This is a genomic window from Arthrobacter sp. 01T428 (assembly GCF_056398685.1).
Genome location: NZ_JBFTPW010000007.1, coordinates 45,719 through 67,640, shown reverse-complemented (window position 1 = coordinate 67,640; position 21,922 = coordinate 45,719). Strand labels below are relative to the sequence as shown.

Here is a 21,922-nt window from a genome sequence, read left to right as displayed (position 1 = left end):
ACTGAAAGCGTGAATGAACAAGTGACGAGCACTACAGAAGAATTCCCGGCTGCCCTCGACACGGAAGCCGTTGGGCGCCTCCACGATCCCTCCGTCCGCGGTTTCGCCTCGGACAACTACTCAGGCGTCCACCCTGAAATCCTGGCGGCCCTGGCCGCAGCCAATGGCGGCCACCAGGTCTCTTACGGGGAGGACCAGTACACGGACCGGCTCCAGGAAGTCATGGAGGAGCACTTCGGCGCAGGCATCGAATGCTTCCCCGTCTTCAACGGGACTGGCGCGAACGTGTTGTCCCTGCAGTCGCTGCTGCCGCGCTGGGGTGCGGTCATCTGCGCATCGACCGCCCACATCAACATGGACGAGAACGGCGCACCGGAGCGGATCGGCGGCATCAAGCTTCTCCAGGTCCCGACGTCGGACGGCAAGCTGACCCCGGAATTGATCGACCGCGAAGCGTGGGGCTGGGGCGACGAACACCGCGCGCAGCCCTTGGCCGTCTCCATCACGCAGACCACGGAGCTCGGCACGTGCTACACGCCGGAAGAAATCCGGGCGATCGCCGACCACATCCATGCCAAGGGCATGAAACTGCACATGGACGGCGCCCGGCTCGCCAATGCTGCCGCCCACCTTGGCGTGCCCTTGCGGACGTTCACCCGCGACGCCGGCGTCGACATCTTGTCCTTCGGCGGCACCAAGAACGGGCTGCTGTTCGGCGAAGTAGTGGTCGCCCTGAATCCCGAGGCCGCCCACGGGCTGAAGTTCCTGCGCAAGATGAACATGCAGCTGGCCTCCAAGATGCGCTTCATCTCGGTCCAGTTCGTCGCGCTTCTGGAGTCCGGGCTGTGGCTTCGCTCAGCGGAACACGCGAATGCCATGGCCTCACGGCTGCGTGCGGCGGTCGACTCCATCGAGGGCGTGGAGCCTACCCAGGCCACGGAGTCCAACGGCGTCTTCGCGGTACTGCCCGCCGGCGTCGCCGATCGCCTCCGCTCCTCCTTCAAGTTCTACGACTGGAACGAAGCGAACCGGGAGGTGCGCTGGATGTGTTCCTTCGACACCACCGAAGAGGACATCGATTCCTTCGTTGCCGCAATCAAGCGCGAACTGGCCGCGGCATAGGCCGCAGGACGGGGCGGCGTGGCTTCAAGGTTTCGCCGCCCCGGACACATAATCTGCGAAGGTGAACGCACTCGCACAGGTTCCCGCGGATTTCTTGCATGCGTTGGGAACGCTACGAAAAGCAAAGTGCCGGAGCGAGCTGCGGCTCGCGGAAATCCCGGCGCCCTCCCGCTTGGCCCCCTACGCCGTTGCCCTGGGGGCAGAGGTATTCAGCCGGTCGACGCGTCCCGGCCGGACCCCGGTCCATGGCCCCGCCGCCATGGCATTTTCCAGCGAAAACACACCGGGTTCCCCCGGCGCGGCCGACGACGAAGACGACGAGCTTGCAACAGGCCGGTTCATCTTGCTCCATGATCCCGACGGCTCGGCTGTATGGGACGGCGAATTCCGGATCGTCACCTATATCCGCGCCCAGCTGGAAGCCGACATGGGCAATGACGCCATGCTCGGTTCCGTTGCGTGGACATGGCTCGTGGACTCCCTGGAGAACCATTCAGCCCAGTACCGGGCGGCTGGCGGAACGGCCACGCGCATCCTGTCCGAGAGCTTCGGCACGTTGGCCGAAAGACCTGAAACCATCGACATCGAACTCCGCGCCTCATGGACACCAGCGTCTTCCGATGTCCAGGCCCATCTGGAGGCATGGTGCGATATGGTCTGCACGTTCGCGGGGCTCCCTCCCCTGCCTCCCGGTGTCACGCCCCTGCCAAATCGGCGGCTCACATGAAGCCTGTGAAGGTGTGCTGGAGCCCTTGGCCGGACCGGCCGGGCACAGAGTCGGTAAACTGAAGGCACCATGACCCCTGAAAATCTGGAACCCACCACAGCCGGCGCTCCGGCTGCTGATCCCACACCACACATCACGGTAGACGGCTTCGAAGGCCGAATACCCGAGATCATCGATCTGGATGCCCCGCGCGAGGGGGTGCCGCTTGTCATCGACACCCTGTCCGGCCTGGAGCGGTGCGCCGCTGCCATCGCCGCGGGATCCGGCCCCGCCGGGGTCGACGCCGAAAGAGCCTCCGGCTTCCGCTACGGGCAGCGCGCCTTCCTCGTGCAGATCAGGCGCGACGGCGCAGGCACCTGGCTGATCGATCCCGAACCCTTCGATGACCTGAAAATCGTCAACGAGGCGCTGCGCGGCGTCGAGTGGATCCTGCACGCCGCGACGCAGGATCTTCCGTGCCTGGCCGAGCTTGGCATGTGGCCCGACAAGCTCTTCGACACGGAGCTCGCCGCACGCCTTGCCGGGCTGCCCCGCGTAGGCCTGGCGGCCGTCATAGAGCAGCTCCTGGGCTTCGGCCTCGCCAAGGAACACTCGGCCGCCGACTGGTCCACCCGCCCCCTCCCGGAACCCTGGCTGCGGTACGCGGCCCTCGACGTCGAGGTGCTCGCCGAACTGCGCGAAGAACTGATCGAACTCCTGGAAGCGGATGGCAAGCTGGATTTCGCCGAACAGGAATTCGCCGGAATCCTCGGAGCAGGCCTTCCCGCCCCGCGGGTGGACCCGTGGCGCAAGACCTCCGGACTGCACCAGATCCGTGACCGCCGCCAATTGGCTGCCGTGCGCGAACTTTGGTACGAACGGGATCAGCTCGCTCGGAAACGGGATGTTGCTCCCAGCCGCCTCATTCCCGACTCCGCCTTGGTCGCCGCCGCCAAGGCCATGCCCACAACCGTTCCGCAGCTCCTGGCCACCAAAGGTTTCCACGGACGGGCGGCACAGCGCGAAGCACCACGCTGGCTGCGCTGCATTGCCGGCGCGAGGACCACCGACGACCTTCCGCCGCTCCATCTTCCAACCAACGCTCCCCCGCCGCCTCGTGTCTGGACAGACCGCGATCCCGAAGCCGCGGCCCGGCTCGGGACTGCCCGGCCCCGGCTACAAGAGGCCGCGGATCGGCTCAAGCTTCCCGTGGAAAACCTGCTCACCCCGGATTACATGAGGCGCGTGCTGTGGCGGCCGCCGTCGGACATCACCGTGGAGTCCGTGTCGGAAGAGCTGCGCGCCCTTGGCGCCCGCGAGTGGCAAATCGCCATCACGGCGCCGATCCTCACCGAGGCGTCACTTAATCCGCAGCCGTTGCCCCCCAAGGAGCCCAAAGAGCCGCGGACCCCGGCGTCCAAGGAACGGACCCCGGCGCCCTGAACCGAGGTTTCCGCCTCCCCTGGGACCCTCGCTCACAAACAAGCCCTCCCGGCCCGACCCCCGCTCACAAACGAGCCCTCCCGGCCCAACCCCCGCTCGGTGACGTGAGCGAGGGTCCGCCGGAAACCGGTCATACGTGAGCGAGGATCGGACCAAAGGCAGTCATATGTGAGCGGGGATCTCCTTGCGCGCTAAGTTACTGGCGAGTAACATGGCGGTAAATGACACCGGCTTCCCCCATGAGGGCTGTCCGGCATCCATGTCTCAACGAGGAGTCACACATGAGCCAAACCGGGAACAGCGCCAAGCCGAGGACAGTCCGCGACGTCGTTTTCGTTGACGGTGTCCGGACGCCATTCGGCAAAGCGGGCGACAAGGGCATCTATGCAGGCACCCGCGCCGACGACCTCGTGGTCAAGTGCATCCGGGAACTGATGCGACGCAGCCCGGGCTTGCCCGCCGAACGCGTTGACGAAGTCGCCATCGCCGCCACGACGCAGACCGGCGACCAAGGCTTGACCATCGGCCGCACTGCGGCCCTCCTGGCCGGCCTCCCCCGCAGCGTGCCCGGCTTTGCGATCGACCGCATGTGTGCCGGCGCAATGACCGCGGTCACGACGACGGCGAGCGGCATCGGTTTCGGCGCGTACGATGTCGTGATCGCCGGGGGCGTGGAGCACATGGGCAACCACCCCATGGGCGCGGGCGCGGATCCCAACCCCAGGTTCATGTCCGAGCGGATCGTCGATCCAGCCGCCCTGAACATGGGCAACACCGCCGAGAACCTGCACGACCGCTTCCCGGCGATCACCAAAGAGCGAACCGACGCCTACGCAGCGGCGTCCCAGGCAAAGCTCGCCGCCGCCTACGGCAAGGGACAGATCCAGCCCGACTTGGTCCCGGTCGCCACGATGAAGCCCGGACAAGGCTGGTCAGTGAACACCGTCGATGAGCCGCCGCGGCCCGGGACCACCGTTGAAGACCTCGCGGAGCTGCGTACGCCGTTCAGGGCCCATGGCCGGGTCACTGCAGGCAACGCGGCCGGCTTGAACGACGGCGCGACGGCGGCAGTCCTGGCCTCCGCGGAGGCTGCCGAAGAGCTCGGCCTGTCCGTGAAAATGCGCCTGGTCTCCTATGCTTTCGCGGGGGTCGAACCCGAGGTCATGGGTATCGGCCCGGTCCCGGCCACTGAGAAGGCCCTCAAGAACGCCGGACTCGGCATCGGGGACATCGACCTTTTCGAGATCAACGAGGCCTTCGCGGTTCAGGTCCTGAGCTTCCTGGACCACTTCGGAATCGCCGACGACGACCCTCGCGTCAACCGCTACGGCGGAGCGATCGCCGTCGGGCATCCCCTCGCATCATCCGGCGTTCGGCTCATGAATCAACTGGCCCGCCAGTTCGAGGAAGACCCGTCCGTCCGGTACGGCATCACTACCATGTGCATCGGTTTGGGAATGGGTGCCACAGTAATCTGGGAGAACCCGCACCACCCCGACTACAACAGCCACAACAGCTACAACAGCGAGACCGAGACCGCCGTCGAGACCGAGAGCAAGGGAGCCGCAGCATGAGCGCCGCAGAATTCCAGAAACTGGCCGGACTGTTCCCGGACGAGACCGTGACCCACTCCTACGTTCAGGACATCGAACTCCCCGGCAACGCCGGAACGTTCGCCCTGATCACCCTCGACAACGGCCTGGACCACACCAAGCCCACCACCCTCGGACCGAATACCCTCGTCGAGCTCGGGACGGTACTTGAAGGCCTCAAGGATCGCGCTGCGCGCGGCGAGATCGTCGGCGTCGGCGTCACAGGCAAGCCATACTTCCTGGTGGCCGGCGCGGACCTCTCTGCGGTCAAGCGACTCGAAGAGCGGGAACACGGCCTGTGGATGGCGCAACTGGGCCACGATGTCTACGCGACGCTCGCCGATCTGGGTGTTCCCAGCTTCGCCTTCATCAACGGCCTCGCGCTCGGAGGCGGCCTCGAAATCGCCCTCCAGTCCACGTACCGCACGGTCTCGACGGGCGCCGGTGCCCTCGCTTTGCCCGAAGCCTTCATCGGGCTCGTCCCTGGTTGGGGCGGCGTCTACATCCTGCCGCGCCTCATCGGCCCGGAAAACGCCGTCAAGGTCATGATCGAGAATCCGCTGAGCAACAACCGCACGCTCACCGGTCCCCAGGCTTTCCAGCTGGGCATTGCCGACGCGATCTTCGAACCCGCGGATTTCGTGGAGCAGTCCATTGCCTGGGCCGCGAAAGTGATCGCGGGCGAGGCCGTCCCGGATCGGAGCAACTCCGTGGACCCGGAGGACCCCTCGGTTGTCGAACGCTGGGCCGGCGCTGTGGCGGCGGGCCGTGCGTTCGTGGAAGCCAAAACGTCAAACGCATCACCGGCTCCGGCCAAGGTGCTGGATATCCTCGAGGCCAACCGGACCATGGGCAAGGCGGATTCCGCGGCCCTGGAATGCGAGACGCTCGCAGAGTTGATGCAGACGGACGAGTTCCGCTCCACCGTCTACGCCTTCCTGGACCTCGTGCAGAAACGGTCCAAGCGGCCTGCCGGTGCGCCCGACCGCAAGCTCGCGCGCCCGGTGACGAAGATCGGCGTCGTCGGTGCCGGCCTGATGGCGAGCCAGCTCGCCCTGCTGTTCGCGCGCCAGCTCAAAGTGCCCGTGGTCCTGACGGACATCGACCAGGAACGCGTGGACAAGGGAGTTGCCTACGTCCATGCGGAGGTGGACAAGCTGCTCGGCAAGAAGCGGATCAGCTCCGACGCCGCCAACCGGACCAAGGCCCTGGTCACCGGCTCCGTCTCCAAAGAGGCATTCGCCGACGCAGACTTCGTCATTGAAGCTGTCTTCGAAGAACTCAACGTCAAGAAGCAGGTCTTCGCCGAAGTGGAGGCCATTGTCTCCCCCGAATGCATCCTCGCCACCAACACGTCCTCGCTGTCCGTGACCGCGATGGCTGAGGATCTGCAGCACCCGGAACGCCTGGTCGGGTTCCACTTCTTCAACCCCGTCGCCGTCATGCCGCTCCTGGAGATCGTGCGTGCCCCGAAGACCGACGACGCCGTGCTGGCCACCGCGTTCGAGCTCGCCAAGGGATTGAAGAAGACAGCCGTGCTGGTCAAGGACGCCGCCGCTTTCGTTGTCAACCGGATCCTGCTGCGGCTCATGGGCGAAGTCATTGCCGCGTTCGACGAAGGGACGCCGGCGGACGTCGCCGATTCGGCGCTTCGCCCCATGGGCCTGCCGATGAGTCCGTTCACCCTCAGCGCGATGGTAGGCCTTCCGGTCGCCCAGCACGTCCAGGAATCGCTGCACGCTGCCTTCGGCGAGCGTTTTGCGGTATCCCAGAACCTGCAGAAGTTGGTTGACAACGGCGTGAAGTCACTCTGGGCTCCGGGTCCTGACGGACAGCCGGTCATCCCGGCCGACACGTTGGCACTCATGTCCTTCGGCACCACGCCGTCCACTTCCGAGGAGGTCCTTCGTCGCACGCAGGACGCCCTGGCCGAGGAAATCGGACTCATGCTGTCCGAAGGCGTGGTGGCCGGGCCTGAAGACATTGACCTCTGTGTCATCCTCGGCGCCGGCTGGCCGATGTTCCTGGGCGGCATCACACCGTATCTGGATCGGGTGGGCGCCTCCGAGCGTGTCAACGGCAAACGCTTCCTGGCTCCCGGGATCGCGTCGAAGCCGGCCGCCGGGTAGCGTTCCGGCGTCAAGAACCCGGCAGGCTCCGGGCAAGGCCGCCCAATGCGCGCACCAGTTCGGCGAAGGCTTCGCTTGGGTGGTTTTCCGAGACGATGCGCGCGTTGGGAGGCTCGCCCCACAGTCCGCGGAAGTCCGCCACGGTGGTTCCGATGAGCTTGGGGGCCGCCGTCTCGACGTGCACCGTGGCCGTGCGGGTGCTGTACCTGGCAGTGCGTGCGGCGACGGACGCCGCGAAGTAGTCGTGGATGTGCGCCACGTAGCCTTGGCCGTACTTTCGGTGGAACTCGAAATAGAAGCGCAGCATATCGCTGAGGTGCCGCACGAGTTCGTTGGACGCAGTACTGCGCCGTCCCTCCGGCTGCTCCGGGAGGACAAGTTCCGGCTCCGTGCAACCCGCCTCGGCAGCCAAGGCCGCCACGTGCCCGGGTGTCAGTTCGATCCGTTCCGTGGTCTCCAAGGCGCACACCACCGGAAGGCATTCCTCGGGAAGTCCGGAGAAGGCCGCAAACACCTCGGCGGCTGCGTGCGGATCAACGTGGGTGTTCCACTCGGCGGTGGGCGTCGTGTTGCCCTGGTAGTAGTAACTGCCACCCATGATCACGACGCCGCGCAGCAGCTCCGGCAGCCGCGGCTCGGCCCGCAGGGCGAGGGCAAAGTTGGTGAGGGGCGCCGTCAACAGGGCGGTCAGCTCCCCCGGCCGTGACCGGGCCGCTTCGACCCAAAGCTCGACGGCGTCGACGCCGTTCAGTTGTCCGCGCGGTTCCGGTAGCTCGGCGTAGCCCACGCCTTGGGGACCGTGGGTTTCCGGCGTGGTGGTCAGCGGGATCCGCAGCGGAGCCCGGGCCCCGATGGCAACGGGCACGTCAGGGCGGCCACACAACTCGAGCAGGGACAGGTTGTTGCGTGCCACCTGCTCCGCCCCGACGTTGCCCGGAGTGCTGCTCACTGCGACGAGTTCCACCTGCGGCTGGCTGCACAGGTAGGCGAGGGCCAGGGCGTCGTCGATTCCTGTGTCGCAGTCCACCAGCAAGCTCACGGATTCGCGCCGGCCTGCAGCCACTGCCTGCTCCCCGCTCATGGAACGCTCCTTAGAAAAGGGCTACCTTGGGCGTGCGCGGGAAGATGTCGTCCATTTCGGCACGTTCTTCCGCCGTGGGCACCCAGCGCACGGCTTTCGCGTTTTCTGCGATCTGCTCCGGGCGGGTGGCTCCCGCAATGACGCTGCTGACTGCGGGCTGGGCGGCCAGCCAGGAGAAGGCCAGCTGCAATTCGTTCAGGTCCCGCTCCTTGGCGAATTGGCTGAACCTGCCCAACTGGACCCAGTCGGCGTCGTGGACCATGTTGGTCCGCGTGTGGCTGAGGCGCGATCCTTCCGGGGCGCTGCCTGGAGCATACTTGCCCGTCAGGAGCCCGTTCGCCAGAGGGAAATACGGCAGGACACCGAGCCCGAAAGCCTGGGCGGCCGGAAGGACTTCGAGTTCCGCGCGGCGGTCCAGAAGGTTGTAGTGGTTCTGCGTCGAAATGAACCGTGCACCGCCCTGTATCCGTGCGACGTATTCGGCTTCGGCGATCTGCCACCCAGCACGGTTGGAATGGCCGAGGTACCGGACCTTGCCGCTTGTGACGAGGTCATCGAGGGCTGCGAGGGTCTCGTCAACCGGGGTGAGGGGGTCCGGGGTGTGGTACTGGTACAGGTCAATCCAGTCCGTGCCGAGGCGGCGCAGCGATGCCTCGGCTGCTTGGATGATGTAGCGGCGCGATCCCCGGGCGCCGAAATCGTTGCCGTTGGCGCCGTGCATGTCCATGCCGAATTTCGTGGCCACGACGGCGTCGTCCCTGCGACCTTTCAGGGCGACGCCCAGCATGGTCTCGCTGAGGCCGGGCTCCCGGCCGTAGACGTCTGCAACATCGAAAAGCGTCACTCCGGCGTCCAAGGCGGCGTGCACTACCGCGTTGGTACCCTCCTGCGGCTCAGTGGCTGTATTGGCCCGCCCGAGATTGTTGCACCCCAAACCGACTACTGAGACGGTCAATCCGGAATTTCCAAGACGGCGATATTCAGTCATGGTTTCACCCTACAACGACCGCGGGGGCGGGTCCGCCGCTCAGGATCCGAAGGCGATTCCCGCCTCTTCCATCGCATCGTGCAACTGGGCCATGACCTTGGGTCCCATGCCGTGCAGGGCCGCGACCCGTCCCTCGCCGAACTCGGCGAGTTGTTCCAGGGTTTCCAGACCTTCGTGGGCGAGTGCCCTTCGTGCGGGAGCGGACAAGCCCTTGGGCAGCGGAGTGTGTCCGGGCCAGTTGCTCTTGGGCGCCATGCGTGTCCCTTCGAAGCGGTGATGTGGTCCTTAGAGGGTAAAGCCCGCGCCCGTTTTCGGCGAGTGTTTTACTTTGAATGCGGTGGGTTCGGCATGGGGCGCCGCCGCGATGCTCAGCTTGGTGAAGTCCAGGTCTTCTCCCCTGATGCACACCTTGATGGCGTTGACGGCCTTGTTGACATCCGGGCACAGACAGAAAATGTTGAGCTTCGAGTCGCTGATATCGGATCGATCCACGGTACCCAAACCGCGCCAGGCCAGTTCGCTCGTCAGCGCGGCCTTCGCCTTGCGTTCAAGATAGCGGTCGCGGTCGGTGCCGTCCTTCGTCTTGAGCGCGATCTGAGCGACCACCCAAAACTGCTCGGTCTCGGGAATCTCCGCGTAGCCATCCTCTTCGCATTGCGCGGCAAAGGCCGTCATGAGGCCTTCGACGGCGGATTCGTCGTCGACGTCGGTTTCGTCAGTGCTGCTCTGGTGTCCTACGACCCCGTGGTTGATGACGAACTGCTTGAATTCGTCGTCATACCAAGCTTCCCGGAAATGCAGGACCGCTTCGTCGTCGCGCTTATAGGTGCGGATGATGCCGCTCATGCCTGTCCTTTTCTGAACCACTCCGGGCAGGTGCTGTTCGGACCTGTGCCGTCGAAGGGTGCCTGTTTGTTGGATACTGCCTTGAACAGGCGGTTCACAGTTTGGGGAGACTGCCTGTGCTGGGGTGTTCTTGTCCTGGCAGGGGCCGCGCGAAAGGCACCTTTGTCCCCAGGACCTGCGCGACGACGTCGTGCGTTATCTGTTGGGCGGTAAGGCCCACGCGCTCAAGGACTTGGCTCCTGGTTCCATGGTCGAGGAATTCGACCGGAAGCCCCACTTCGTTGAGGGCCGTGTCCACGCCGGCCGCGCGCATCTCCTGGCGGATCCGGGAGCCGACGCCGCCTGCCCGGACGCCGTCTTCGATGCAGATCACCAAACGGTGCCGGGCAGCGAGGGCGATGATGGACTTGCGTACAGGCAGGACCCACCGCGGATCCACCACGGTGGAACTGATGCCTTGGGATCCGAGCCGGGACGCGACGTCGAGGGCGAGTTCGGACATTGCGCCTACGCTGACAACCAGGACATCGTTCTCGGTAGAGCCTTCCGGGCGGCGCGCCAGCACGTCGACGCCGTCGGAAAGCCGTTCGATCGCTTCGATCTCGCTTCCCACGCTGCCCTTGGAGAAGCGCACCACGCTGGGCGCGTCGGCGATGGCAACCGCTTCGCGGAGTTCTTCCCGCAGGCGGCTGGCATCCCGCGGAGCCGCGAGGTGCAGCCCTGGAACGATCTGGACCATCGCCATGTCCCACATGCCGTGGTGGCTGGCCCCGTCCGGGCCCGTCACGCCGGCGCGGTCCAACACGACCGTCACTCCGGCTTTGTGCAGGGCGACGTCCATGAGGAGCTGGTCGAAGGCACGGTTCAGGAACGTCGCGTAAACGGCGACGACGGGGTGCAGTCCACCGAAGGCCATGCCTGCGGCCGAGGTGAGGGCGTGCTGTTCGGCGATCCCGACGTCGATCACTCTTTCCGGGTGCCGTTCAGCGAACTTGTGCAACCCGACGGGGATCAGCATGGCCCCGGTGATACCGACGATGTCTTCGCGCTCATCGGCGATGTCCGCGATTTCCTCAGCGAACACAGATGTCCACGAGCGGGCTCCACCGGCTTCGGTGGGTTCGCCGGTTTCGGGATCGATGATCCCGACGGCGTGGAACTGGTCCGCCTCGTTGGCGAGGGCAGGCGCGTAGCCGTGCCCCTTTTCAGTCATGGCGTGGACGATCACCGGGCCGCCGTAATTACGGGCGGTAGTCAGCGCGTGCTCAAGGGCACGCATGTTGTGGCCGTCGACAGGGCCAATGTACTTCATGCCGAGGTCTTCGAACATGCCTTGCGGAGCCCACCAGTCCTTGATGCCCTTCTTCATGGCATGCAGGCTCCTGTAGGTGAACTGGCCGATCGGGCCGCCGCTTTGGAGTTTCTTCTTCCACCAGTCCAACACCACTTCATAGGTGGGGGCTGCCCGGAAGGAATCGATCGTGGGGCGCAGCGAAGCGAGGTAGTCGGCAAGACCGCCGACCGTCGGGGCATAGGAGCGGCCATTGTCGTTGACGACGATCACCACGCGTCGCCGCTTGTCGGCGGCGATGTTGTTGATTGCCTCCCAAGCCATGCCGCCCGTCAGCGCACCGTCTCCGACGACGGCGACAACGCAGCGGTCGCCTTCGCCGGTCAACTGGCGGGCACGGGAGATACCGTCGGCCCAGGACAAGGAAGAGGACGCGTGGGAGCTTTCCACGATGTCGTGCTCGGACTCGGCACGATCGGGGTAGCCGGACATGCCACCTTGCTGCCGGAGGGTGCTGAAGTCCTGCCTGCCGGTCAGCAATTTGTGGACGTAGGACTGATGGCCGGTGTCGAAAACGATGCTGTCGCGCGGCGAATCGAAGACCTTATGGATGGCCATGGTGAGTTCCACCACGCCAAGGTTCGGTCCAAGGTGACCACCCGTTTGGGCGACGTTGGTGATGAGGAAAGTCCTGATCTCGCCTGCAAGCTGCTCCAGCTGCTGACCGGTGAGCTTGCTCAGGTCCTGCGGGTTCCGGATTGTCTCCAAGAGTCCCAACGGCCCCTCCTTAGGGTGGTTGACGTGCTATACAACTCTAACGCCTTGGCCGGAACCAAGCCGCAGGAAAGGCTACAGCCCCGGCCGGTCGATGACCAGCCGGGGCTGTAGCTTTTGCCTTTGGCGCAGGCGGAGCCCGCGCCGGTATCGGCTAGTGGGCCGAGATTTGGCGCAGAACGTACTGAAGGATGCCGCCGTTGCGGTAGTAGTCCGCTTCGCCCGGCGTATCGATACGCAACACGGCGTCGAAGGACTTGGTGCTGCCGTCCTCGGCCGTTGCCGTGACCTTGAGCGTCCGCGGCGTGGTGCCGTTGTTCAGCTCGGTGACGCCCTCCACGGAGAACGTTTCCGTTCCGACCAGGCCGAGCGACGCAGCCGATTCGCCGGCCGGGTACTGCAGCGGGAGGACGCCCATGCCGATGAGGTTGGAGCGGTGGATGCGCTCGTAGCTTTCGGCGATGACAGCCTTGACGCCCAGCAGCGCGGTTCCCTTGGCAGCCCAGTCACGGGACGAGCCGGAGCCGTACTCCTTGCCGGCCAGGACCACCAGCGGGGTGCCGGCTGCCTGGTAGTTCTGGGCAGCGTCGTAGACGTAGGCCTGGGGGCCGTCCGCCTGGGTGAAGTCGCGGGTGAAGCCACCCTCGACGCCCGCACCGTCGTTGAAGTCAGCGAGCAGCTGGTTCTTGATGCGGATGTTCGCGAAGGTTCCGCGGATCATGACCTCGTGGTTGCCACGGCGCGAACCGTAGGAGTTGAAGTCCTTGCGCTCCACGCCGTTGGCCAGAAGGTACTGGCCTGCCGGGGTGTCCGACTTGAAAGAACCGGCCGGGGAGATGTGGTCGGTGGTGACGGAGTCGCCGAGCTTCAGCAGCACGCGGGCTCCGGCGATGTCCGTTACCGGTTCCGGCTGCGCCTTCATGCCTTCGAAGTACGGGGGCTTCCGCACGTAGGTGGACTTGGCGTCCCAGGCGAAGGTGTCGCCTGCCGGAGTGTCGAGTGCCTTCCAGCGATCGTCGCCGTCGAAGACGCCCTCGTAGCCGCGGGCGAACATTTCCTTGTCGATCGAGGAATCGATGACCTTCTGGACCTCGACCGGGTTCGGCCAGATGTCCTTCAAGAAGACATCGTTGCCGTCCTGGTCCTGGCCTAGCGGATCGGCGTCGAAGTCGAAGTCCATGGTTCCGGCCAGGGCGTAGGCGATGACCAGCGGCGGGGAGGCCAGGTAGTTCATCTTGACGTCCGGGTTGATGCGGCCTTCGAAGTTGCGGTTGCCGGAGAGGACAGCCGAGACGGAAAGGTCGTTGGCCTGGATGGCCTCGGAGATTTCGGCGTCGAGCGGTCCAGAGTTGCCGATGCAGGTGGCGCAGCCGTAGCCCACGATGTAGAAGCCGAGCTTCTCCAGGTAGGGGGTCAGGCCGGACTTCTCGTAGTAGTCGGTGACAACTTTGGAGCCGGGAGCAACCGAAGTCTTGACCCACGGCTTGGACGTGAGGCCCTTGTCGACGGCGTTGCGGGCGAGCAGCGCGGCAGCAAGCATCACCGACGGGTTGGACGTGTTGGTGCAGGACGTGATCGACGCGATCGAAACGGCACCGTGGTCCAGTTCGAATTCGCGGCCGTCCGCTGTTGTGACGCTCACCTTGTTCGACGGACGACCGTTGGACTTCGGGCCGTGTCCGTGCGGCGCGACGTCGGACAGGTGCGTCGCGGTGGCGGTGAACGACGGCGAATCGGAGGCCGGGAAGCTCTCGTCGATCGCTTCGTCCAGGCTTCCGTCGGCCAGGTCTTCCTTCACGTAGTTGCGCAGGTCCTCGCGGAACTGGGCCTTGGACTCGGTGAGGATGATGCGGTCCTGGGGACGCTTCGGGCCCGAGATCGAGGGAACAACCGTGGACAGGTCGAGCTCGAGGTACTCGGAGAACTTGATCTCGTGCGAGGGATCGTGCCAGAGGCCCTGTTCCTTCGCGTAGGCCTCGACCAGGGCGACGTTCTGCTCGGAGCGGCCGGTGAGGCGCAAGTACTCGAGGGTGACGTCGTCGATCGGGAACATCGCTGCCGTTGAGCCGAACTCCGGGCTCATGTTGCCGATGGTGGCGCGGTTGGCCAACGGCACGGCCGCAACGCCTTCGCCGTAGAATTCCACGAACTTGCCGACCACGCCGTGGTTGCGCAGCTGCTCGGTGATGGTCAGGACGACGTCCGTGGCGGTGGCGCCGGCGGGGATGGAGCCGGTGAGCTTGAAGCCGACAACGCGCGGGATCAACATGGAAACGGGCTGGCCAAGCATGGCGGCCTCGGCTTCGATGCCGCCAACGCCCCAGCCGAGCACGCCCAGGCCGTTGACCATGGTGGTGTGGGAGTCCGTGCCGACGCAGGTGTCCGGGTAGGCACGGAGGACGCCGTCAACTTCGCGGGTCATGACGGTGCGTGCCAGGTATTCGATGTTGACCTGGTGGACGATGCCGGTTCCCGGGGGGACAACCTTGAAGTCGTCGAAAGCAGTCTGGCCCCAACGCAGGAACTGGTAACGCTCGCCGTTGCGCTGGTATTCGATCTCCATGTTGCGCTCAAGCGCGCCGGAGTTGCCGAAGGCATCGATCTGCACGGAGTGGTCGATGACCATCTCAGCCGGAGCCAGCGGGTTGACGCGCTTGGGGTCGCCGCCGAGGTCCTTGATGGCTTCACGCATGGTGGCAAGGTCAACCACACAGGGAACCCCGGTGAAGTCCTGCATGATGACTCGGGCCGGGGTGAACTGGATCTCGGTGTCTGGCTGGGCATCCGGGTCCCAGCCAGCCAGGGCGCGGACGTGGTCGGCCGTGATATTGGCGCCATCTTCTGTCCGCAGGAGGTTTTCAAGCAATACCTTAAGGCTGAACGGAAGGCTGTCTGCGCCCTCAACGGAGTTCAACCGGAAAATTTCATAATCGGTGCCGGCTACATTCAGTACGCCTTTGGAACCGAAGCTGTCCACAGTGCTCATGGCAGGACTCCTCTCGCAACAGCTTTCATCTTTGTCGCGTGGTTGACCGCTAGCTAGTTAGGCAAACCTAATCTGAGCGACTGCCGGCCGGTGGAGAAGTGAAGCGCGACGTAGGACTTCTCCCCCATCGTAGTGGCGTCTATGCCGCGGGCACCAGCAACGCAACGGTCTCCAGGTGGTGTGTGTGCGGATACAAGTCAAATGCCCGGAGGGATTCGAGGCGCCATCCGCTGTTCCGGAAGTACCCCAGATCGCGCGCGAAGGAGGCCGGATCACACGACACATAGGCGATTGCGCGGGGCCCGGACTCGATGAGCTGGCTGACCACGGCCTTGCCGGCGCCGGCCCGCGGCGGGTCGATCACCAAGGCGTCGAAGCTCCGGGGTCGCTGCCGGAGGACACGTTCCACCCTGCCCTGGACAATTTCCACCTGGGTCTCTCCGTGCAGGTTCTTGCGGGCATCGCGGCTGGTCCCGGGCGATCCTTCGACGGACAGCACCGAACCGGTGATCCCCACGGCATCCGCCAAGGGCGCCGTAAACAATCCGGCTCCCGCGTAAAGATCGGCGACGGCCGATCCCGGAAGGAGGTAGCCGCCGTCGTGCAGGAATCCCGTCACCGCCCCCACCAGGGTCCCGGGCGCGTCCTTGTGGATCTGCCAGAACCCTTCTCCCGTCACCCGGTATTCGTGGCCGGCAGCCGATTCCTGGACCCACGTCCTGCCGCGCAGCTGCAGGACATCTCCACCCACGGGGTCGAAGCTCGCCACTGAGACTTCTTGCGGGAGCTGGCCCAGGATCCGGTTGAGGCGCCGGGCGTCAGTACCCTCCTCCGGGGCGAGAAGGACGAGGGGACGCGATCCGTTGGCGGGCGCGGCCACTTCCACCCGCGAGATCCCCCGCAGATCGATGTCCCAGAGCCGCAACTCGTTGATGCCCGGCAGTGCCAAAGGCATCTCATGGACAGGAATCACGACGTCGGAGCGGTGGGCATGCATCCCCAGCCGGCCATCGGGGGTGACGGCAAAGCTGGCACGGGTCCGCCAGCCGAGCCCGGTATCGCCGTCGGACGCCGCAACACCGCTGGGGGCCGCGTCACCGGCGGCCGCCGGCTCCACTTCGACATCGAGTTCGACGCCGGCGAGCCGCTTCAACTGTTCGGCGAGGACTTCGGATTTGAGCAGCCGTTGCCGTTCCAGTGTTACGTGCCCGAGTTCGGCGCCGCCCACGGGCGGACCGCCCTTGCGCCAGGCGGCAAGAGAGTCGGCGAGCGGCCAGAAATGGCGCGTCCGGTCGTCTGACGCTTCCAGGACGCCGACGACGTCGGCACGCCAGAAACGGGAAGACTCTCCTGCGTCGGTCAGCCGGACCCGGACCTTCTCCCCCGGGATGCCGTGCCGGACAAAAATAACCCGGCCTTCGTGCCGTGCGACAAAGTGGCCGCCATGGGCGATGGGGCCGACGTCCACCACCAGCTCCGTGGCAGCTCCGTCCTGGGCCGTGGGCGAGCTGGATTCGGTGTTGATCGGGTGGGTCATCAGGTATCCTGCAATGCCTTTGCTTCTTCGGAGGATTTCAATTGCCAAGGGACGCTGGCCACCATGACGCCGGGTTCAAAGTGGAGCCTGGCCTTGATGCGCAAGGCGGTCTGGTTGTGGACGAGCTGTTCCCACCACTTGCCGACGACGTACTCCGGGATGTAGACGACGATCAGGTCGCGCGGGGAATCACGGCGCATGTTCTTGACGTAGTCCAGGATCGGCGTGACGGTTTCGCGGTACGGGCTCGCCAAAACGGTCAACGGGACAGGGATGTCCAGCTTGTCCCAGGCCTCGACGGTGTGCGCGGTCTCCTCGTGGTCGATGTCGACGATGATGGCGTCCAGCCGGGACGGCCTCGACGCCCGCGCGTAGGCGAGGGCGCGCAGCACCGGTTTGCGGACGTGGGACACCAGGAGCACGGCATGGACCCGGGTAGGCAATGCACGCGGGGAAGAATCCTCGTCAACGGCCAGTTCCTTGGCCACGTTGTCGTAGTGGGCGCGGATGCTCCACATGATGAGGAACAGGACGAACATCGCGAGAAGGGCGATCCAGGCACCCTGTTCGAACTTGGTGATCAGCACGATGGTCAGCACCAGCGCCGTCATGGCGAAGCCGAGCATGTTGATGGTGCGGGACTTCACGATCCTGAGGCGGACGGCTTTGTCCTGCGCAAGTTTGAGTTCCCTGCCCCAGTGACGCACCATGCCCAACTGGCTCATCGTGAAGGAAATGAAGACGCCCACGATGTACAGCTGGATCAGCTTGGTGACATCGGCGTTGAAGGAAATGATGAGGACCAAGGCGCCGGCAGCAAGGGCGAGGACGCCGTTGCTGAAGGCCAGGCGGTCTCCGCGGGTCCGAAGCTGGCGGGGAAGGTAGCCGTCCTGCGCGAGGATGGACCCTAGGACCGGGAATCCGTTGAACGCCGTGTTGGAGGCGAAGACGAGGATGACGCCCGTGGCCGCGACAACAACGTAGAACGGGATGGACCCGGCGCCGAAGATCGTCTGTGCAATCTGGCTGATGGCAGGGTTCTGGATGTAGTCGTCCGGGAGCGGCTGGCCATGCAGGAGGAATTCCTTGGCCGGATCCAGCACGATGTGGACCTTGGTGGCATTGGCGAGGTAGATGATGCCCGCGAGCATGGCCGAGGCGATGACGCCGAGCAGCAAGAGCGTAGTGGCGGCGTTCTTGCTCTTGGGCTTCTTGAAGTTCGGTACACCGTTGCTGATGGCCTCCACACCGGTCAGTGCGGCTGCTCCGGAGGAGAAAGCCCGCAGCAGCAGGAACGCACCTGCCAGGCCCACGAGTCCCTGGTCGAATCCCTCTTGCGGGACGATGGTGAAGGCTGCCGAGGGAGCCTGGCCGAGTTGGCCCGTGGCCGCCTGGAAGATACCGACGGCCGTCATGCCCAAGATGGAGAACATGAAGATGTAGGTGGGAACCGCGAAGACACTGCCCGCTTCCTTGATTCCGCGCAGGTTGACGAGTGCCAGGACGATGACGCCGACTGTGGCGATGAGCGCCTGCTGCCCGTGCAGCGAGGGGATCGCCGTGGTCAGGTACGCCGCGGCGGAGGACATCGACACGGCGACGGTGAGGACGTAGTCCACCAGCAACGCGGCGGCGACGGTCAGGCCAGCGAACTTCCCCAGGTTGACGTTGGCGATTTCGTAGTCGCCGCCACCGGAAGGGTAGGCGTGGACGTTCTGCCGGTACGAGGCAACAACCGTGAGCAAGACCACCATGACCGCGAGGCCTACGAGCGGCGAAATAGCCACGGCACTCACGCCCGCGAGGGCCAGCGTCAGCAGGATTTCGTCAGGGGCGTACGCCACGGAGGACAGGGCGTCCGAGGCGAAAATCGGCAGGGCAATGCGCTTGGGAAGCAGGGTGTGGGCCAGGCGGTCGTTCCGGAACGGCCGCCCCACCAACACCCGCTTCGCGGCGTTGAGAATTGTCAGCACTCCGCAAAGCTACTCTGAATCGAACGCGATGTCATGACGGCGGACTGGCTTCCGCGACTTGCCCCGGTAGAGTCTTACCGAGCGGCATGCATAAGAGTGAAGGAGAAACCGTGGCTCACTTTGTGATCATGGGTTGCGGACGAGTTGGCGCAACGTTGGCGCACACCTTGGAAGACGCCGGCCATTCGGTGGCAATCATCGACCAGGACGACCGTGCTTTCCGCCGCCTGCGCAGCGGGTTCACCGGCAGGAAAGTCACCGGCGTCGGCTTCGACCGGGACACCCTCAAGCAGGCAGGTTGCGAGGAAGCGTACGCCTTCGCCGCCGTCTCCAGCGGTGACAACTCCAATATCCTCGCCACCCGGGTAGCCCGTGAGACTTTCCATGTTTCGCATGTTGTTGCCCGCATCTACGATCCCGGCCGCGCCGAAATCTACCAGCGCCTGGGCATCCCCACGGTAGCCGCCGTTCGCTGGAGCGCGGACCAGGTCCTGCGCCGGATCCTGCCCGAGCAACACTTGGCGGGCGACTACCGCGAACCCTCGGGCCGGTTGGTTTTGTCCGAAGTGGACCTCGACCAAGGCTGGATCGGGCACCCGCTGACTGCCATCGAAGCAGCATCCGGAATCCGTGTCGCTTTCCTCACCCGTTTTGGAGAGGGCGTCCTGCCCCAGGCCGGAACGGCGTACCAGGAGGGCGACACCGTGCACGCCATGTTGAATCTGGACCGCAGCGCCGAGGTGGCGCGCATCCTTTCCAGCGCACCTGCCAAGGAGTCTGAGTGAAAGTCGTTATTGTCGGCGCGGGCAGCGTCGGTTCATCGATCGCGCGTGAATTGCTCGCCCACAAACACGAGATCATGCTGATCGACCTCAAACCGGAGGTCATCGGTCGCAGCGGGCTCCGCGGGGCGCGCTGGCTCGTGGGCGACGCGTGCGAATTGAGCACGCTGCAGGAAGCGAAGCTGGAAGGGGCCGACGTCGTCGTGTCCGCGACCGGCGACGACAAAGTCAACCTCGTGGTGTCCTTGCTGGCCAAGACCGAATTCGGTGTGGGCCGCACGGTTGGCCGGGTCAACAATCCCAAGAACGACTGGATGTTCAACGATTCCTGGGGCGTCGACGTCGCAGTCAACACCCCGCAGCTCATGACGGCGCTCGTGGAAGAAGCCGTGGAAATCGGTGACCTTGTCCGCTTGCTGACCTTGCAGACGGGCGTCTCCTCACTCGTGGAATTCACCGTTCCCCACGACTCGCACATCATCGGCAGCACCGTGGGCGGCATCGAATGGCCCGAAGACGCCACCCTAGTGGCGATCCTTCGGGACCATGCGCCCATCACGCCGAGCCGCGACGACGTGATCGACGGCGGCGACGAGCTGTTCTTCGTCACCACCATTGCGGCTGAGGACGGCCTCAGGGGGCTGCTTTCCCCGTCCGCCGCGGACCACGGCTCAGTTGACGTCGAAGAAGAGTTTTCGGATCAGTCCGACGACGACGGCTTCGACGGCTGAGGATCACGATCCGGCTTCTGGCCCGGCACCGGCCGGGTCAGAAGCCAGGCAATCCAGAGCCCAAGGATGTATAGCGGAGCGCCCATGATCAGCCTCATGGTAGCGAGCGCGGCAAGGCCGGGTTCGCCCATGAAATACAGGGGCACCTGGACCACCAGCCGTAGTGCCAGGACGGCAATGACTACCCACGTGCCGATGGCGTAGGCCCGCAGGCGCTCCGGGTTCTTCCGCCATTCGAAGCCCTCGTTGCGGACGAATCCGAAAAGCAGGCCGGCGATCGGCCACTTGAGCAGGATCGACAGCACCATTCCGGCGATGTAGGCGATATTCGTATAGAAGCCCAGGACGTAGAAATCCTCGGCCTTGCCGGTGGTGTTCGCGAGCCAAGCGGAGATGGCGACGCCGGCGATCCCCGCAAGCGCCTGGGTCAACGGGCGCCGTTGGACAAGCCGGACTACGGTGAAGACGGCTGCCGCCGCGAGGGAGGCGATCAGGGACGCCGGAAGGTCGCGGGTGACCATGAAAGCGATCAGGAAGACGAGGCCTGGCACGATGCTCTCGGCTATGCCCTGGACACCCCCGGCGGATTTGAGGATATCCACGTGCCCGTGGCTGTTGCGTTGGAGTCCGGCTTTCTCGGCGTAGCCGGCGGCAATGTCCGCAATGCTCGGCCCCTGGGCGCCCTGCCTGGCCTCCTCGGCCGAGCCGGGCTCCTCCTCCGCTGGTTTTTCGTGGGGGCCGGATCCATTGGCGACGGTCATTGGTGCTCCTGCCGGGAGAGGATTTCGTAGCGCGGATTGAACATTGTGGGCATCCCGTCTTTCGGCGTGACCATGCCCTCGAGCCGCAGGACCGTCCCTGGTTCAATACCGGGCACCTTGCGGCGCCCGAGCCAGATGACGCGGAGTCGGGTCAACGGACCGGTGTCGCCCCTATGCGCAATCCGGTCGACGACGATAGCCGAGAAGTGTGCTTGCTCATTGGCGGGCTGGTAGGTGACCGACTCGATGAAACCCGTGCAGTCGACCCTGCCCCGGACAGGGAGTTCAGTGAGGGGCAGGGACGCCGAGCTGCCATGGGCGGCAGCGGCACGCGCCGCTTTGTCAGCCAATCTGGGTGATCTCCGGGCCGCGTTCCGGCCGCTGAAGCTCCGGCGTTTCATGGGGAGCGCCGTGCTGGCCGGAGGCCACAGCATCCTTGGGAAGCTTCAGCTGAAGCAGCTCGCGGGGCGGCATGGGGTTGTCTCCGCGAATGACCACAACCTTGCGGAAGAGGTTCTCCAGTCCTTCGGCCGCTTTCCTGTCCAAGGCCGCGTTGCCGCCGATGACGCCACGGAGGAACCAGCGGGGTCCGTCCACGCCCATGAACCGGGCGGCCCGGAAGCCACGGCCGCCGTCGGCGGATTCGGTGGGAAGCTTGGCGATGAGTTCCGTGCCGAAGGTGCCGACGATCTCCTCGACTTCGCCTCCTTGGCTGGATACGGACTGGCCGATTTGTTCGCGGATCTCGTCCCACAGCCCTTCGGAGCGTGGCGCGGCAAATGCTTGGAGCTGGAGGCTCGAGCCATCGAGGTCCATGGTGACGGCCACTACCCGCTGGGTTGCTTCTTCTACTTCGAGGCGCAATTGAAGGCCATCGGAAGGCTCGATCAGCAAGGCGCCAAGATCCACGTAGCCATCCTGGCTCTCTATTTCGCTGGCATCCAATGGCCCCTTGGACAGGCGGAAGTCGCCCTTGGCGGCTCCACTGGCTACCGTGCCGGCGTCCTGCTGCGTCGTCGCGGCATTGGCCTGCTCAGTACCGTTGTCTTTCGGCTGCTCAGCCTTGGACTTCTTTCCGCGCCCAAAAAGCATCGGGTTGTCTCCTTAGTAGTGGTCTATCCCCAGTAAACCGCAGACTGCCCATCAACTCGCGGGCAGCATGGCAATCAGCTCCGTGCGG

18 protein-coding genes are annotated in these 21,922 nt (G+C 65.1%); 7 read left to right on the top strand and 11 right to left on the bottom strand.

Translation table 11 applies throughout. The annotated features are described in order from the left end of the window. The first annotated feature begins 9 nt into the window (after window positions 1–9). The 5 genes from AC1DJB_RS10120 (at window position 10) to AC1DJB_RS10100 (ending at window position 6,992) form a co-directional block, all read left to right on the top strand. Window positions 10–1,122, top strand: coding sequence for a threonine aldolase family protein (locus tag AC1DJB_RS10120; protein WP_476910188.1), 1,113 nt, complete (start codon window positions 10–12; stop codon window positions 1,120–1,122). A 61-nt stretch (window positions 1,123–1,183) separates the two neighbouring features. Next, window positions 1,184–1,849: a DUF3000 domain-containing protein gene (locus AC1DJB_RS10115; protein ID WP_059389098.1), complete on the top strand. Its 666-nt coding sequence runs from the start codon at window positions 1,184–1,186 to the stop codon at window positions 1,847–1,849. Between the two features lie 69 nt (window positions 1,850–1,918). Further along, window positions 1,919–3,271: an HRDC domain-containing protein gene (locus tag AC1DJB_RS10110; RefSeq protein ID WP_332603109.1), complete on the top strand. Its 1,353-nt coding sequence runs from the start codon at window positions 1,919–1,921 to the stop codon at window positions 3,269–3,271. 281 nt (window positions 3,272–3,552) lie between these two features. Beyond that, window positions 3,553–4,845: a thiolase family protein gene (locus AC1DJB_RS10105; RefSeq protein ID WP_476910187.1), complete on the top strand. Its 1,293-nt coding sequence runs from the start codon at window positions 3,553–3,555 to the stop codon at window positions 4,843–4,845. Continuing rightward, window positions 4,842–6,992: a 3-hydroxyacyl-CoA dehydrogenase NAD-binding domain-containing protein gene (locus tag AC1DJB_RS10100; RefSeq protein WP_476910186.1), complete on the top strand. Its 2,151-nt coding sequence runs from the start codon at window positions 4,842–4,844 to the stop codon at window positions 6,990–6,992. Before AC1DJB_RS10105 ends, AC1DJB_RS10100 begins: the two co-directional genes overlap by 4 nt. A 10-nt stretch (window positions 6,993–7,002) precedes the next feature. On the opposite strand, the gene AC1DJB_RS10095 is transcribed toward AC1DJB_RS10100, so the two are convergent. From AC1DJB_RS10095 to AC1DJB_RS10060, 8 genes are all read right to left on the bottom strand, one after another. Next, window positions 7,003–8,073, bottom strand: coding sequence for a nucleoside hydrolase (locus AC1DJB_RS10095; protein ID WP_476910185.1), 1,071 nt, complete (start codon window positions 8,071–8,073; stop codon window positions 7,003–7,005). 10 nt (window positions 8,074–8,083) lie between these two features. Further along, window positions 8,084–9,061 carry an aldo/keto reductase gene (locus tag AC1DJB_RS10090; RefSeq protein ID WP_476910184.1) on the bottom strand — a complete coding sequence of 326 codons (978 nt, stop codon included), beginning with the start codon at window positions 9,059–9,061 and terminating at the stop codon, window positions 8,084–8,086. Window positions 9,062–9,100: 39 nt separating this feature from the next. Then, window positions 9,101–9,316 carry a helix-hairpin-helix domain-containing protein gene (locus AC1DJB_RS10085; protein ID WP_028266791.1) on the bottom strand — a complete coding sequence of 72 codons (216 nt, stop codon included), beginning with the start codon at window positions 9,314–9,316 and terminating at the stop codon, window positions 9,101–9,103. 30 nt (window positions 9,317–9,346) lie between these two features. Then, complete coding sequence (locus tag AC1DJB_RS10080) at window positions 9,347–9,907, bottom strand: hypothetical protein (RefSeq protein WP_059389101.1); 561 nt, start codon at window positions 9,905–9,907, stop codon at window positions 9,347–9,349. Window positions 9,908–10,001: 94 nt separating this feature from the next. Beyond that, window positions 10,002–11,975 carry a 1-deoxy-D-xylulose-5-phosphate synthase gene (gene dxs, locus AC1DJB_RS10075; RefSeq protein WP_306962472.1) on the bottom strand — a complete coding sequence of 658 codons (1,974 nt, stop codon included), beginning with the start codon at window positions 11,973–11,975 and terminating at the stop codon, window positions 10,002–10,004. A gap of 151 nt (window positions 11,976–12,126) precedes the next feature. Next, window positions 12,127–14,958, bottom strand: coding sequence for an aconitate hydratase (locus AC1DJB_RS10070; RefSeq protein ID WP_306962474.1), 2,832 nt, complete (start codon window positions 14,956–14,958; stop codon window positions 12,127–12,129). A 139-nt stretch (window positions 14,959–15,097) separates the two neighbouring features. Beyond that, window positions 15,098–16,495, bottom strand: coding sequence for a class I SAM-dependent RNA methyltransferase (locus AC1DJB_RS10065; RefSeq protein WP_441437387.1), 1,398 nt, complete (start codon window positions 16,493–16,495; stop codon window positions 15,098–15,100). After that, window positions 16,495–18,468 (bottom strand): APC family permease, encoded by a 1,974-nt coding sequence (locus tag AC1DJB_RS10060; protein WP_332603114.1) that lies wholly within the window; start codon window positions 18,466–18,468, stop codon window positions 16,495–16,497. Before AC1DJB_RS10060 ends, AC1DJB_RS10065 begins: the two co-directional genes overlap by 1 nt. A 110-nt stretch (window positions 18,469–18,578) precedes the next feature. Between AC1DJB_RS10060 and AC1DJB_RS10055 the strand changes: the two genes are divergently transcribed. Beyond that, window positions 18,579–19,253, top strand: a complete 675-nt coding sequence (locus AC1DJB_RS10055; RefSeq protein ID WP_059389103.1) for a potassium channel family protein — start codon at window positions 18,579–18,581, stop codon at window positions 19,251–19,253. Then, window positions 19,250–19,981: a potassium channel family protein gene (locus AC1DJB_RS10050; RefSeq protein WP_284990714.1), complete on the top strand. Its 732-nt coding sequence runs from the start codon at window positions 19,250–19,252 to the stop codon at window positions 19,979–19,981. The genes AC1DJB_RS10055 and AC1DJB_RS10050 overlap by 4 nt, the downstream gene beginning before the upstream one ends. Here the strand turns inward: AC1DJB_RS10050 and AC1DJB_RS10045 are convergent. Genes AC1DJB_RS10045 through AC1DJB_RS10035 form a run of 3 tightly spaced genes read right to left on the bottom strand, consistent with a single transcriptional unit; the run spans window position 19,951 to window position 21,834 of the window. Next, window positions 19,951–20,742: a DUF3159 domain-containing protein gene (locus tag AC1DJB_RS10045; protein WP_284990715.1), complete on the bottom strand. Its 792-nt coding sequence runs from the start codon at window positions 20,740–20,742 to the stop codon at window positions 19,951–19,953. The two genes, AC1DJB_RS10050 and AC1DJB_RS10045, sit on opposite strands and share 31 nt — an antisense overlap. After that, window positions 20,739–21,092 carry a hypothetical protein gene (locus AC1DJB_RS10040; protein WP_059389104.1) on the bottom strand — a complete coding sequence of 118 codons (354 nt, stop codon included), beginning with the start codon at window positions 21,090–21,092 and terminating at the stop codon, window positions 20,739–20,741. Before AC1DJB_RS10040 ends, AC1DJB_RS10045 begins: the two co-directional genes overlap by 4 nt. Next, window positions 21,085–21,834: a DUF3710 domain-containing protein gene (locus AC1DJB_RS10035; protein WP_476910183.1), complete on the bottom strand. Its 750-nt coding sequence runs from the start codon at window positions 21,832–21,834 to the stop codon at window positions 21,085–21,087. Before AC1DJB_RS10035 ends, AC1DJB_RS10040 begins: the two co-directional genes overlap by 8 nt. Window positions 21,835–21,922 lie beyond the last annotated feature (88 nt).